At 50.9% G+C, this 14357-nt stretch carries 13 protein-coding genes; 6 read left to right on the top strand and 7 right to left on the bottom strand.

All coding sequences use genetic code 11. From position 1 onward, the window contains the following. Positions 1–94: 94 nt before the first annotated feature. From E2566_RS10430 to E2566_RS10420, 3 genes are all read right to left on the bottom strand, one after another. On the bottom strand, positions 95–388 hold the full coding sequence (locus E2566_RS10430) for a YnjH family protein (protein WP_107171098.1): 294 nt from the start codon (positions 386–388) through the stop codon (positions 95–97). Next, entirely contained in the window at positions 385–2310 is a 1926-nt protein-coding gene (locus E2566_RS10425) for a DNA topoisomerase III (RefSeq protein ID WP_107171099.1), read from the bottom strand. Before E2566_RS10425 ends, E2566_RS10430 begins: the two co-directional genes overlap by 4 nt. Positions 2311–2406: 96 nt before the next feature. Beyond that, positions 2407–2958 carry an NAD(P)H nitroreductase gene (locus tag E2566_RS10420; protein ID WP_107171100.1) on the bottom strand — a complete coding sequence of 184 codons (552 nt, stop codon included), beginning with the start codon at positions 2956–2958 and terminating at the stop codon, positions 2407–2409. A 268-nt stretch (positions 2959–3226) separates the two neighbouring features. On the opposite strand from E2566_RS10420, the gene sppA reads away from it, so the two are divergent. The 3 genes from sppA to pncA all read left to right on the top strand — a co-directional run bounded on the left by sppA (position 3227) and on the right by pncA (position 6950). Then, positions 3227–5077 carry a signal peptide peptidase SppA gene (gene sppA, locus E2566_RS10415; protein ID WP_107171101.1) on the top strand — a complete coding sequence of 617 codons (1851 nt, stop codon included), beginning with the start codon at positions 3227–3229 and terminating at the stop codon, positions 5075–5077. 187 nt (positions 5078–5264) lie between these two features. Continuing rightward, the gene (gene ansA, locus E2566_RS10410; RefSeq protein WP_107171102.1) at positions 5265–6284 is read left to right on the top strand and encodes an asparaginase; all 1020 of its coding nucleotides are present in this window, start codon (positions 5265–5267) and stop codon (positions 6282–6284) included. An 18-nt stretch (positions 6285–6302) separates the two neighbouring features. After that, entirely contained in the window at positions 6303–6950 is a 648-nt protein-coding gene (pncA, locus tag E2566_RS10405; RefSeq protein ID WP_107171103.1) for a bifunctional nicotinamidase/pyrazinamidase, read from the top strand. 50 nt (positions 6951–7000) lie between these two features. Here pncA and E2566_RS10400 read toward each other — a convergent pair whose 3' ends face one another. After that, on the bottom strand, positions 7001–7279 hold the full coding sequence (locus tag E2566_RS10400) for a YeaC family protein (RefSeq protein ID WP_107171104.1): 279 nt from the start codon (positions 7277–7279) through the stop codon (positions 7001–7003). A gap of 131 nt (positions 7280–7410) precedes the next feature. After that, positions 7411–7830 carry a peptide-methionine (R)-S-oxide reductase MsrB gene (gene msrB / locus E2566_RS10395; RefSeq protein WP_107171105.1) on the bottom strand — a complete coding sequence of 140 codons (420 nt, stop codon included), beginning with the start codon at positions 7828–7830 and terminating at the stop codon, positions 7411–7413. A 342-nt stretch (positions 7831–8172) separates the two neighbouring features. Here msrB and gapA point away from each other — a divergent pair, with 342 nt between their 5' ends. Both gapA and E2566_RS10385 read left to right on the top strand, forming a co-directional pair. Next, complete coding sequence (gene gapA / locus E2566_RS10390) at positions 8173–9168, top strand: glyceraldehyde-3-phosphate dehydrogenase (protein ID WP_107171106.1); 996 nt, start codon at positions 8173–8175, stop codon at positions 9166–9168. A gap of 105 nt (positions 9169–9273) precedes the next feature. After that, positions 9274–10143, top strand: coding sequence for a D-hexose-6-phosphate mutarotase (locus E2566_RS10385; protein WP_107171107.1), 870 nt, complete (start codon positions 9274–9276; stop codon positions 10141–10143). 61 nt (positions 10144–10204) lie between these two features. On the opposite strand, the gene E2566_RS10380 is transcribed toward E2566_RS10385, so the two are convergent. After that, the gene (locus tag E2566_RS10380) at positions 10205–11056 is read right to left on the bottom strand and encodes an aldo/keto reductase (RefSeq protein WP_107171108.1); all 852 of its coding nucleotides are present in this window, start codon (positions 11054–11056) and stop codon (positions 10205–10207) included. A 159-nt stretch (positions 11057–11215) separates the two neighbouring features. Further along, the gene (locus E2566_RS10375) at positions 11216–11965 is read right to left on the bottom strand and encodes a MipA/OmpV family protein (RefSeq protein ID WP_107171109.1); all 750 of its coding nucleotides are present in this window, start codon (positions 11963–11965) and stop codon (positions 11216–11218) included. A 455-nt stretch (positions 11966–12420) separates the two neighbouring features. On the opposite strand from E2566_RS10375, the gene yeaG reads away from it, so the two are divergent. Then, positions 12421–14355, top strand: a complete 1935-nt coding sequence (gene yeaG, locus E2566_RS10370; protein WP_107171110.1) for a protein kinase YeaG — start codon at positions 12421–12423, stop codon at positions 14353–14355. The last annotated feature ends 2 nt before the right edge of the window (positions 14356–14357 follow it).

The raw sequence follows: 14357 nt of genomic DNA, 5'->3' as shown, positions 1-14357 counted from the left end.
GTAAAAATAAATCACCGCTGTGCAGAAAAGCCACAGCGGTGATGACGATCGATTGCAGCGTTGAGCATTGAAGCACGCATTTCTTACTGCACGTTTATTGCTTCACCAGTTGCCATATCAGGTTGTTTGTTCCCAGCGTTTGTTTATCCCGCACACATTGCAGAATCACCCCTTCAACCTTTACCACCGCACCTTCGGAATAATTACGATTTTCATACACACAGCAGCGCAGGCAGTTATTGCTCTGCTCGCGTACCGTCGTCGTCCCAGCGCCCCACACTTCCGGTGGCACGGGAACGACAATATCCGTTCCGCCGCGATTAGCCTGCGCCAGCGTAGGCAGCACCAGCATCACACTAGCGACACACAAAGACACTAACGATTTCATTGCTTCTGCTCCTTCGCTTTTTTAGCCTGAGGTTTGCGCCGCTTTGAGGCCCCCGACGGCGGCGCAGAAAGCCCTTTGAACGCTCTCACCGCGCCGTTTTGTTTCGCTTGCTGAATCAACTCCTGCAAGGAGTTCGTCAGCGGTTGCATAAAATCCTGATAGCGACATTTTTTCTCGCTAATCTGCGTCAACGTGGCTTCCCAATGTGCAGTCATATCCGGGTGCGCTGCACTGTCAGGCAGTGAGTGAATTAATGCTCGCCCTGCTTCACTCGCGTGAATATACCGCGCTTTCTTAAACAGAAATGTCCGCTTAAACAGTAGTTCGATAATCCCCGCACGCGTCGCTTCGGTACCTAACCCATCGGTCGCTCGCAAGATTTTCTTTAACTCTTTATCCTGCACAAAACGTGCGATACCCGTCATCGCCGAGAGCAGCGTCGCATCGGTAAAGGGCCGTGGCGGCTGAGTTTGACGCTCAACGACCTCACCGCGCTCACACAGCAATTCATCGCCCTTTGCCACCACGGGCAACGGCATACCTTCGTTTTCCTCGTCCCGCTCTTTGCCGCCCAACAAGGTTCGCCACCCCGCCTCAGCGAGAAACCGCGCTTTGGCAATAAATTTACCGCCCGCAATATCCAGCTCAATAACACATTTACGAAACACCGCGTCCGGGCAGAACTGCATGATGTACTGCCGTGCGACTAAAGCATATACCTTGCGTTCATTCTCCGTCAGCGACGCACTTGCACTGCGCGCGGTGGGAATAATCGCATGGTGGGCATCAACCTTCCCATCGTCCCAACAGCGATTACGCCGATCAACATCCATGACTGGCTGCGGCAACAGATCGGGCTGATGCACGGCAATCGCATTCAAAACGGCATGACGCCCGGCAAAATGCTCTTCAGGCAGATAGCGACAGTCAGAACGCGGGTACGTAATCAACTTATGGGTTTCATACAGCTTTTGACAGACGTCCAGCACCTGCTGCGCACTGAGTCCAAAACGCTTCGCCGCTTCAATCTGGAGCGTTGAGAGCGAATAAGGCAGCGGCGCGGTTTCTGACTCCCGTTTGTCATTATAGCTGGTGACGAATGCGGGCTGGCCTTCGATACGTTTGACGACATGATCCGCCAAAGATCGGTGCAGCAAGCGCCCTTCTTCATCCTGATAAGGCTCGCATGATTCACTGGGCTGCCAAAGCGCGACAAAACGCTCATCGGCTGGCGTCACGATATGGGCTTTAACTTCAAAATAGTCTTTGGAAACGAAGTTTTCTATCTCTTCATCTCGCCGCACCACCAGTCCCAGCACGGGCGTTTGCACACGGCCAACCGACAGCACGCCGTCATAACCCGCATTGCGCCCTAAAATCGTATAGGCGCGGGTCATGTTAATGCCGTAGAGCCAATCTGCACGAGAGCGGGCCAAGGCCGAGACACATAAAGGAATGAACTCTCTGTTCTCACGCAGGCGAGAAACCGCACGTTCTACCGCTTGTGGATTGAGATCGTTAACCAGACAACGGCGTACCTGCTGACGTTTCTCTTCTGCCAGAGAAAGATATTCCAGTACTTCATCGACCAGCAGTTGTCCTTCACGATCGGGGTCTCCCGCGTGAATGACTTCGCTGGCATCATTCAGCAACTTTTTTATGGTATTGAGCTGTTTGCTAACCGAGGGGCGCGGTTGTAACAACCATTTTTGGGGAATGATAGGTAAGTCGGCAAGAGACCAGCGAGCATAGCGCGCATCATAAACATCCGGCTGCGCTTGCTCCAGCAGGTGTCCTACGCACCACGTCACAACATCATTCTGACCACAGGCAATAAAGCCATCGCCGCGTCGATGCGGTTTGGGTAACACGTCTGCAATCGCCCGTGCAAGACTGGGCTTTTCGGCAATAAAAAGTCGCATTATTCACCATCGAGCAGACTGGGCATTTCCCGCGTCACTCGCGGGAAAGCACGCTGTAAAACGGGTAGGAAATCGGTGCTATTCAAAAGATGACGATCAGAAGTAGTGAACAAACGCGTCAGTATCAAGCGGCGTAACCGTAGTAGAGGCTTTGAGCTGTGGTGTACCCAGATAGAGGAAGCCCACAATTTCATCCTGCTCACGACAGTGGAATGCTTCACGTACCAAAGCATTGTGCGTCCAGGCGCCGCTACGCCAAATACCATTAAAGCCCTGCGCCAAGGCTGCCATCTGCATCGCCTGAACCGCACAGCCAGCGGAAACAATTTGCTCCCAGAGCGGCACTTTCGGGTTCTCTTCACAATGCGCAACAACGGTAATAATCAGTGGCGCACGATAAGGCGCCTGACGTGCTTTATCGATGCCAGCCTCATCCAGGCCTTCCTGCTGCGCCGCACGGGTCAGTACCGTACTAAAACGATCCAAACCGTCATTTTCGATCATAAAAAAGCGCCATGGCTGCATCGCACCATGATCCGGCGCACGCATACCTGCGTGGATAATGTTATTCAATGCGTCACCCGTCGGTGCTGGTGCGGTCAGGCGCGAGGCCGAACGACGATTCAATAGCAACTCAAGAGCATCCATCGCACATCTCCTGTCTGGCAATATAATTTCTGCGATACAACCGATTTATCTACAAGAAACGGTTGTAGGGCAACGTTGCGCGCCACGTTAGCACAAGTAGAAGTTTTGTTACAAGATAGCCCCAACAGAGCACGCCCCAACGGTGATTTAATGCTGACTTTTTACTGTCCGCTCATTAGGATACTATCACTCCTTGTGCTTCACCACTTGCCAGAAGGCAAGTTGAAGGACGTAGGGCACACGCTGTTTACCCGTTCATGGAGATATCATGCGCACATTGTGGCGAATTTTTAGCGGATTTTTTAAGTGGACATGGCGTCTGCTTAATTTTATCAGAGAATTTATTCTCAATATTTTTCTTATCGCACTGATTTTAGTTGGCGTTGGGATCTACTCACAGGTGAAAACGACGCCGGAAGAGGCCACGAAAGGGGCACTGCTGGTCGATCTGACGGGTGTGGTGGTTGATCAGCCTTCCGTCAATAACAAACTGCGTCAATTAGGGCGCGAATTCTTCGGCGCATCCAATAATCGTCGCCAAGAAAACTCACTGTTTGATATCGTCGATAGTATCCGTCAGGCAAAAAGTGACGACAACATCACCGGGATCGTGCTGGATCTCAGCGATTTTACCGGTGCCGATCAACCCTCTATGCAGTATATCGGTAAGGCGCTGCGCGAATTTCGTGATAGCGGTAAACCTATTTATGCCGTCGGCGATAGCTACAACCAGTCTCAATATTATTTGGCCAGTTTTGCCAATACGGTGTCATTGACGCCACAAGGCAGTGTAGATCTGCATGGTTTCGCGACCAACAATCTCTACTTCAAATCCATGCTCGACAAACTGAAAGTGACCACCAATATCTTCCGTGTGGGAACCTATAAATCAGCCGTTGAGCCGTATCTGCGTGACGATATGTCCCCTGCTGCGCGCGATGCCGATGGCCGCTGGATTAACGCCCTGTGGCAGCAGTATTTAAACACCGTTTCCGCTAACCGCCAGATCACGCCTCAGCAACTTTTCCCAGGTGCAACGAGCATTCTGGCAGGTTTGCAGGCCGTTCAGGGCGATACCGCACGCTATGCGCTGGATAACAAGCTGGTTGATGAAGTCGCCTCGCGTTCTGTGACCGAGCAGTCGCTGGTTAAAGCATTCGGCTGGAATAGCCAGAAGAACCACTTTAATTTCATCAGTATCTACGACTATGTCGTCAAACCACCGGTGCAAAATAATAACCAGATCGCGGTTGTCTTTGCTAATGGTGCCATCATTGATGGACCGGAAACACCGGGGATGGTCGGTGGTGATACCACGGCAGCACAAATTCGTGCCGCACGCCTCGATCCTAAAGTTAAAGCGCTAGTGCTGCGCGTCAATAGCCCCGGCGGTAGCGTCACTGCGTCAGAGCTGATTCGATCAGAATTGATGGCGCTCCGTCTGGCAGGTAAACCGATCGTGGTCTCTATGGGGGGAATGGCGGCATCCGGCGGTTATTGGATCTCAACGCCCGCGAACGCGATCATCTCCAGCGCCAGCACACTGACCGGCTCTATCGGTATTTTTGGCGTGATTACCACGTTCGAAGATTCTCTGGAAAGTCTTGGCGTCCATACGGACGGCGTTGCCACCTCCCCGCTGGCCGATTTGTCGATCACGAAGTCATTGCCACCTGAGTTCTCACAGATGATGCAGTTGAGTATCGAACGCGGTTATAAGAATTTCATCGATATCGTGGCACAGGCACGTAAGAAAACGCCAGAGCAAATCGATCAGATCGCGCAAGGCCACGTCTGGGTCGGTAGCGACGCGAAAGAGAATGGTCTGGTCGATCAGATCGGTGATTTTGATGACGCCGTGAAGAAGGCCGCTGAGTTGGCTAAACTGGGACAATATCAATTGAGCTGGTATGCCGAACAGCCGAGCCTGCTCGATACAATGTTGAATCAGGTGAATGCTTCCGTTTACGCCCTGCTGCCGGTTGCTGTCCAGTCCATGTTACCAGCACCGGTTGCGCAGCTGGCGGAAGCCATGCGTTCACAGCCGTCCATCATGAATAACCTGAACGACCCGCAGAACCGATACGCATTTTGTCTCACCTGCGGAGAAGTCCGGTAGCGTTTATAGTAGCCGCACATATATACCCTAAATAATTCGAGTTGCGTGACAAAACGCTAGCGTTTTGAACAACGCCAACGTAGCTTGAAATATGACGGGTATAGCCCGGTAATAGTCATTGCTTATGATAGTATTACCGGGCTCCTTTTCCCTCTATACTCTTGTTTTGATCCTGACTCACACAACCATGCGAAAGAAATCCATTTATGTCGCTTATACGGGCGGCACCATCGGTATGCAGCGTTCCGCTAATGGCTATGTCCCAGTATCGGGCCATTTACAGCAGCAATTGGCAAACATGCCTGAATTCCACCGCGAAGAAATGCCGTCGTTCACGATTCATGAATATGACCCGCTGATCGACTCGTCTGACATGACGCCAGCGGATTGGCAATCCATCGCGGACGATATTCAAGCCCATTACGATGATTACGACGGTTTCGTGATTCTGCATGGTACTGACACGATGGCGTTCACCGCCTCCGCGCTTTCGTTTATGCTAGAAAATCTTGCCAAGCCGGTTATCGTGACAGGGTCACAAATTCCGTTAGCGGAATTGCGCTCGGACGGTCAGACCAACCTGCTGAACGCGCTGTACGTTGCGGCTAATCATCCGATTAATGAAGTCGCCCTCTTCTTCAATAACAAGCTATTGCGCGGCAATCGCACTACCAAAGCCCATGCGGATGGTTTTGATGCCTTTGCATCCCCTAATTATCCACCGCTGCTGGAAGCCGGTATCCATATTCGTCGGCTGGCACCCACCGTGGAATGCAGCAATTGTCCACCGCTGAAAGTCCACCACATTACGCCGCAGCCTATTGGGGTAATTACGATTTATCCCGGCATTTCTGCCGATGTCATCAGCAATTTCCTCCGTCAGCCCGTGAAAGCACTTATCTTGCGCTCCTATGGCGTCGGCAACGCGCCGCAAAGCCCTGGGCTACTGCGCGAATTACGTGAAGCTTCAGCCCGCGGCATTGTGGTCGTTAACCTGACTCAGTGCATTTCCGGGCGTGTGAATATGGGCGGCTATGCAACAGGCAACGCGCTGGCGCATGCGGGTGTCATTAGTGGCTTTGACATGACCGTTGAAGCAGCATTAACCAAACTGCATTACTTACTGAGCCAGCAAGATTTAAGCGCCGATGACATTCGCCGTTTAATGCAGCAGAACCTGCATGGGGAATTGAGCGATAAAGATTGAGCAATCACGGAGTAAATAATGAAAAAAGCATTGCTATTAGTTGATTTACAAAATGATTTCTTCCCCGGTGGTGCACTGGCGGTTAACGAAAGCGATCAGGTCCTTGAGGTGGCTAATCGCGCCATTGATGCCTGTGTAGCCGCAGGCGTGACGGTGATTGCCAGCCAGGATTGGCACCCAGATAACCACGGCTGCTTTGCCGTGAGTGAACAGGCGGTAGTCGGTGAAATCGGTGAATTAAACGGATGGCCGCAAATCTGGTGGCCCGTCCATTGTGTTCAGGGGACGACAGGTGCCGATTTTCATCCAGCGCTTCCACTGTCCGCCATTCAATGGATAGTACAAAAAGGCACGCAGCCTGACATCGATAGCTACAGCACTTTTTTCGATAATGGTCATCGGGTTAAAACTGAATTAGATGATTGGCTACGCGCTCACCATATTACCCATTTAACCATTCTGGGTCTGGCGACCGACTATTGCGTCAAATTCAGCGTATGGGATGCCATCGCCTTGGGATATCATACAGAAGTACTGGTGGATGGCTGTCGTGGTGTCAATCTTTCACCCGACGATAGCACATTCGCATTGCAGGAAATGGTACAGCGCGGGGCAACGCTTATCGATATGACACAGTTTCTTGCAACGCTGTCTGCCGATCGCTGAAACTACCAGCAGAGAGCATAGCGGCAGCCATCGAGGCTGCCGCTGATATTTTAAGCATCGGGTTTCAGCGTAATGATCGCGTCGGCACCGTTAAACTGGCGCTTCAGTTCTTGCTTGCTCTTCATCACAATCTCGCCATTGGTGCCAATTGTCATGTGCTCAGCTTGTTCATTATGACGAGCCTGCCACATCATCACCATTTGCAGGCAGTTTTCTTTCTGTTCAGCGGTCAACGCAACACCGTCTGGCCATTTGCCCAGCTCTACCGCCGTGACTAACCGCTGATAAATTTCTGGCGTCATGGCGTCGATCAGATCATTGAGTTCCATATCCGGTTTCTGCTCCGAGAAAGGTCAGATTTATTATTACTGGATTCCTGTGCTGGCAGCGTTTTATAACAGCTGAATCGTTTAAAGCCAGACATCATTAGCCAGTCACTGTCACACCTATCGCAAACAGATTACCCGTCAACGCGTTCGCCATCAACGTCATCGATAAAGCTCAGCGAAGCAGAATTCACGCAGTAGCGTTCGCCAGTGGTTTTCGGACCATCAGGGAAAACGTGCCCCAAGTGTGCATCACACTGCCCACAGCGGATCTCAATACGGCGCATGTTGTGTGAATCATCTTCCAGATAGCGAATCGCCTCTGAGGACACGGGCTGATCGAAGCTCGGCCAGCCACAGCCGGAATCATATTTACTGTCAGAATAAAACAGCGGTGCCTGGCAGCACAGACAGTGATAAGCGCCCGTGCGCTTGTTATGCAGCAATTTACCTGAAAACGCAGGCTCAGTACCGCGTTGCTGGGTGACATAGCGCTGCATCTCTGTCAGTTCAGTATTGTCGGACGAAGTGTGCGAAGCAGAGTCGTTAGTCATGGAAGTCTCACTGCGGTGTTATTTATTCAATTAATCATTGATTATAACAAAAAATTAACAACCTAACAGGCCGTTCTGGCTTAATATTAGCAATGTTATTAGCATGAATATTTAATTGTGACATACATCACATATTGAAATGACGCGGGCTTTATATGATGCATTCCGCCCCCATATCAGTCTTAGATGTTACTTAGTTACAGGCTCGAGCGGTTTTTGCACAAAGATTGGTCATAGGTTTGACTTACAGCAACTATTGACACGATTCCGCTTGACGCTCAGCAAGGTTTTTGTAATTTTACAACCAACCTTTTATTCACAAACCAATAGCTGGTGGAATATATGACTATCAAAGTAGGTATCAACGGTTTTGGCCGTATCGGCCGTATTGTTTTCCGCGCTGCACAAGAGCGTTCTGACATCGAGATCGTTGCAATCAACGACCTGTTAGATGCTGAGTACATGGCGTATATGCTGAAGTACGACTCAACTCATGGTCGTTTTGACGGCACCGTTGAAGTTAAAGATGGTCAGCTGGTTGTTAATGGCAAAACCATTCGTGTTACCGCAGAGCGCGATCCTGCAAACCTGAAGTGGAACGACGTTGGCGTTGATGTTGTTGCTGAAGCAACTGGCCTGTTCCTGACTGACGAGACTGCACGTAAGCACATCGCTGCTGGCGCTAAGAAAGTCGTTTTGACTGGCCCATCTAAAGATGACACCCCAATGTTCGTTATGGGCGTGAACCACAAAACTTACGCAGGTCAGGAAATCGTTTCTAACGCTTCTTGTACCACTAACTGCCTGGCACCGTTGGCAAAAGTTATCAACGACAACTTCGGTATCGTTGAAGCACTGATGACCACCGTTCACGCAACCACTGCAACGCAGAAAACCGTTGATGGCCCGTCTCACAAAGACTGGCGCGGCGGCCGTGGCGCAGCACAGAACATCATCCCATCTTCTACTGGTGCAGCTAAAGCAGTAGGTAAAGTGATTCCTGAGCTGAACGGCAAACTGACGGGTATGGCGTTCCGCGTTCCTACCCCGAACGTGTCTGTCGTTGACCTGACTGCACGTCTGGAAAAACCAGCGTCTTACAAAGAAATCTGTGCAGCAATCAAAGCCGCTTCTGAAGGCGAGCTGAAAGGCGTTCTGGGTTACACCGAAGACGAAGTGGTTTCTACCGATTTCAACGGTGAAACACTGACTTCCGTGTTTGATGCTAAAGCCGGTATCGCACTGAGCGACAACTTTGTGAAACTGGTTTCTTGGTACGACAACGAAACAGGTTACTCAAACAAGGTTCTGGATCTGATTGCTCACATTTCTAAATAAGTGTCAGCGATGATTCGGTGAAAAAAGGGCGACGTGATGTCGCCCTTTTTTATTGTTTATTGCAGATTTCTTTTACAACGAAAAACAATCAAAAAAGGTTCTATCATGCATAACACAATTTTCTCGCTCCCCGTCACTAAGCAAATTAGCACCACCCTTAGCCAGCGCCAGTTGGATCAATTACCCATCATCGTCGTCGATCATCCTGAAGTTCGTGCAGCCGTAGCATTACAAGGGGCTCACCTGCTCAGTTGGCAACCGACGAATGAAGAACCCGTTCTTTGGTTAAGCGACAATACGCCTTTTACTCAGCACGTTGCCATTCGCGGCGGCGTCCCTATCTGTTTCCCGTGGTTTGGCCCTTTCGCCGAACCTAATCATGGTTTTGCTCGTTTGCTGCCCTGGGAGTTTACCGCCCACAGCGAAGATGAGCACGGTGTGCAACTCACCTTCACGCTGCGTGATAATGAAGAAACACGTAAAAGTTGGCCACATGAGTTCACACTCATCGCCCGTTTCAAGCTGGGCAAAGAATGCGGTATTGAGCTGGAAGCGCATGGCGATTACAGCATTACCAGCGCACTGCACACTTATTTCAACATCGGTGACATCAGCGATATTCGTATCACTGGCCTTGGTGAACCATTCATTGATAAGGTGGATCAGGGCAAGCTGGCGACGCAACAAGGCGATCTGGTCTTTACTGACCGTACAGACCGTATCTATACCCAACCGCAGGACACCAGTGTGGTACATGATGCAGTACTGAAACGCGCTATTGAAGTACACCATACGCACCATAGCGATGTGGTGTCATGGAACCCTGGCGCAGAACTGTCTCGTACGATTAGCGATATGCCCGATGAGGGATATAAAACGTTCGTGTGCGTGGAAACCGCGCGAATTAATCAGCCGTTTGTCGCGTCCACCAACGCTCCAGCTCGTCTGACGACGGTTATCCGCATCAAGAAATAACCACCGTTATACCGTGTATGGCGACGCTGTTCGCCATACACTTTTCTTCTAGACCCTTTCGTCACACCACATCCAGATGCTGTTTGCGCGTTGGCGGTGGAAACGCCTGATCTAACTGCGCGATAGCTTCCGCAGATAACTGCACATCCAGCGCTTTCGCATTTTCCTGAACATGCTTCATAGCGCTTGCTTTCGGAATTGCGATCACGCCCGGCTGACGGATGACCCACGCCAATAAAAGCTGCGCTGGCGTGATACTGTGTTCGCGCGCAATACGGTTCACCACCGGATGCGAGAATAACCCATCGCGTAAGCGCCCCGCCTGTGCCAGCGGGCAATACGCCATCACAGGAAGTTGCCGTTGTTGGCACCACGGTAACAAATCAAACTCAATACCGCGCGATGCCACATGATAAAGCACCTGATTGGTCATGCAATGCTGTCCGCCATCTAACGACCACAGCTCCTGCATATCCTCAAGATCGAGATTGGATACGCCCCACTGACCGATTTTTCCCGCCTGTTGTAATCGTTCCATGGCGGAGATCGTATCAACTAACGGGATGCCACCGCGCCAGTGCAACAGATACAGATCGATACGCTCCGTTTGCAGTCGCTTCAGGCTGCGTTCACACGCCTGTATCGCCTTTTCGCCTCCCGCATTGTGCGGGTAGACTTTCGATACCAGATAAACGCTGTCACGGCGGCCACGTATCGCCTCACCGACGACATCCTCTGCTCCACCTTCCGCGTACATTTCAGCCGTATCAATCAACGTTAACCCAAGGTCAATGCCCGCTTGCAGCGCCGCCACTTCCTGCGCTTTCAGTCGGACATCTTCACCCATGTACCACGTTCCCTGACCGATCGCGGGTACACGGGTGTCATCTGGGAAACGAATCGCTTTTGTCATGCATCCCTCCCTTGGTTGGCATCAACGTAATCTGTTTACCGTCAAACCTAACATGGCATTCAGCGCACCATAAACGTGCAAATGGGGTGATATCACCCCATTATTGTACGGCAGATGCACTATGCTTACGAAAAGCATTAAAAGCGCTTACGAAAAGCATCAGAAGCGATAGCTGACACCTGCGCTCATTAAGATGCTGTGGTTACTATCGACGATAGGGCTGTCTTTCATTTCGTCAGACAAACGCGTGTAACGTCCGACTGCCCAAGCGCTCCAGCTTTCGTTAAGCTGATAGCCCGCGCTCAGTTCAAGATATGGAGCCCAACCATCACCCGGGCTGTACTGGTTAAATCCAGAACGCGAAGATTCTTGCGCGCTCACACCGTAGTAATATTGGTTCATGTTTTCACTGAACCAGGTCGCACCGATACCGGGAGTGATGCTCAGATCGCCCATCGAGAAACGGTAAAGATAGGCGGTGTCCCACGCGAAACCGTTGCTGTAATCCAGCGTATCGCCAGCCAGCACAGTACGGATTTCACCCCAGTCGGCGGTATGACGATAAGCCGCACCGGCCATCAGCGTACCGCGGCGTTTATCCAACTGTTTCATGCGCTGATCGTCGCTATCTCCCGGTTTAAAACCTAAAGGCAGGTAGTAAGCCGTTAAAGAGAAACGATTTGCGCCGTCATTCCACAGGTAGTATCCACCACCCAGCCCGCGGAAATAAAAGCTTTCACTTTCATAATTCAGTACAGGAAGCGGATAAACGTCATTATCAACACCACGGTATACAGACGTTGAACCCGCAGCGCCAAGACCCAGAGAGACATCTGCGGCATAGGCTGAAGGCAGGAGCACAGCACCAGAAATCAGCGCGGCCAGCATACATAGTTGAGGTTTTTTCACAGTTTTCTATTTCCTATTACAGATAAATATCATGAAACATGATAGGCCAATTACACACGTTCGCGTTCAGGTTATATAAAAATAACATTAACGAATAACCTATATATTCGATAGGTTTTACGTGCGCTAACGTCGGTAATAAGCAGTGTCCTTCAGGCTGAGAGCCTATTAACGGTAATGTTACACGGATTTACCTGAAAGTGAGTCCTTGAAATATCTTAAAAATACGTCTGTGGACTAGAGGAAATTTTACGGATGCAAACTACGCTTTAATACAGAAGGTGACGTTTTCCTGACCAGCAGGTATGAATAAAATCACGACGCCCTGACGCCACAAGTTGGCATAAGGGTTGCTGGGTTCAGGAGACTTCTTCTTTCGGAGGGCAATACATTAATAGGCATATATTCCACTCGCTCTCTTAATCTGTGCTAATCGACGAAGGACGGGCATCGCTATGAACATATTTGATCACTACCGCCAGCGCTACGACGCTGCCAAGGACGAAGAGTTCACTCTGCAGGAATTCCTTACCATCTGTCAGCAGGATCGCAATGCTTATGCGAACGCGGCTGAACGATTGTTAACGGCTATCGGTGAGCCTGTAATGGTGGATACCGCCCAAGAATCACGAATGTCACGCTTATTTTCGAACCGGGTGATTGCCCGCTATCCTGCTTTTGAAGAATTTTACGGTATGGAAGAGGCCATCGAACAGATTGTCTCTTACCTGAAACACGCCGCGCAGGGATTGGAGGAGAAAAAGCAGATCCTGTATCTGTTGGGCCCCGTCGGCGGCGGGAAATCCTCGCTGGCTGAGCGCTTAAAAGCCCTGATGCAGCGCGTGCCCATTTACATCCTCAGCGCCAACGGTGAACGCAGCCCGGTAAATGACCATCCTCTCTGCCTATTCAATCCACAGGAAGATGCCGCAATACTCGAGAAAGAGTATACGATTCCGCGGCGCTACCTCGGCACCATCATGTCGCCGTGGGCCGCCAAACGCTTGCAGGAATTTGGTGGTGACATCGCCAAATTCAGGGTTGTCAAAGTGTGGCCATCCATTCTGGCGCAAATCGGGATCGCGAAAACCGAACCGGGCGATGAGAACAATCAGGATATTTCCGCGCTGGTCGGTAAAGTCGATATCCGCAAACTGGAACATTTTGCCCAGAACGATCCCGATGCCTATGGTTACTCCGGTGCATTGTGCCGCGCGAACCAGGGCATTATGGAGTTCGTGGAGATGTTCAAGGCTCCGATCAAAGTGCTCCACCCGCTGCTGACCGCGACACAGGAAGGCAACTATAACGGGACGGAAGGCATTGCTGCCCTGCCATTCAACGGGATTATTCTGGCGCACTCCAACGAGTCCGAGTGGGTGCAGTTCCGTAACAACAAGAACAATGAAGCGTTTCTCGACCGCGTGTATATCGTGAAGGTGCCGTACTGCCTGCGCGTATCCGAAGAGGTTAAAATCTACGACAAATTGCTGGATCACAGCGAGCTGACGCATGCGCCTTGCGCCCCCGGCACGCTGGAAACGCTGGCTCGCTTCTCCATTCTGTCGCGCCTGAAAGATCCCGAAAACTCCAGCATCTACTCCAAGATGCGGGTTTACGACGGTGAAAGCCTGAAAGATACCGATCCAAAAGCGAAATCCTATCAGGAGTACCGCGACTACGCGGGCGTGGATGAAGGGATGAACGGTCTGTCGACCCGCTTCGCGTTCAAGATTCTGTCACGTGTTTTTAACTTCGATCACAGCGAAGTCGCCGCCAACCCGGTACACCTGTTCTACGTACTGGAACAGCAGATCGAGCGCGAGCAATTCCCGCAGGAGTTGGCAGAGAAATATCTGGAACACCTGAAAGGTTATCTGACGCCGAAGTACGCTGAGTTTATCGGTAAAGAGATCCAAACAGCCTATCTCGAATCCTATTCCGAATACGGACAGAATATTTTTGACCGTTATGTTACCTATGCGGACTTCTGGATTCAGGATCAGGAGTACCGTGACCCAGATACGGGCCAGTTGTTTGACCGCGAATCGTTGAACGCCGAGCTGGAAAAGATCGAGAAGCCTGCGGGTATCAGTAACCCTAAAGACTTCCGTAACGAGATCGTCAACTTCGTCCTGCGCGCCCGTGCCAGCAATAGCGGCAGGAATCCAAACTGGACCAGTTACGAAAAGCTGCGCACGGTTATCGAGAAGAAAATGTTCTCCAACACGGAAGAGCTGTTGCCTGTGATTTCGTTTAATACCAAAACCTCAACGGATGAACAGAAAAAGCATGATGACTTCGTCGATCGCATGATGGAGAAAGGCTACACCCGGAAGCAGGTACGTTTGCTGTGCGAATGGTATCTGCGGGTGAGGAAATCATCATAATG

The organism is Pectobacterium punjabense, assembly GCF_012427845.1.
Classification (GTDB): Bacteria; Pseudomonadota; Gammaproteobacteria; order Enterobacterales; family Enterobacteriaceae; genus Pectobacterium; species Pectobacterium punjabense.
The sequence above is the reverse complement of the archived record's forward strand: the minus strand, read 5'-3'. Positions and strand labels throughout refer to the sequence as shown.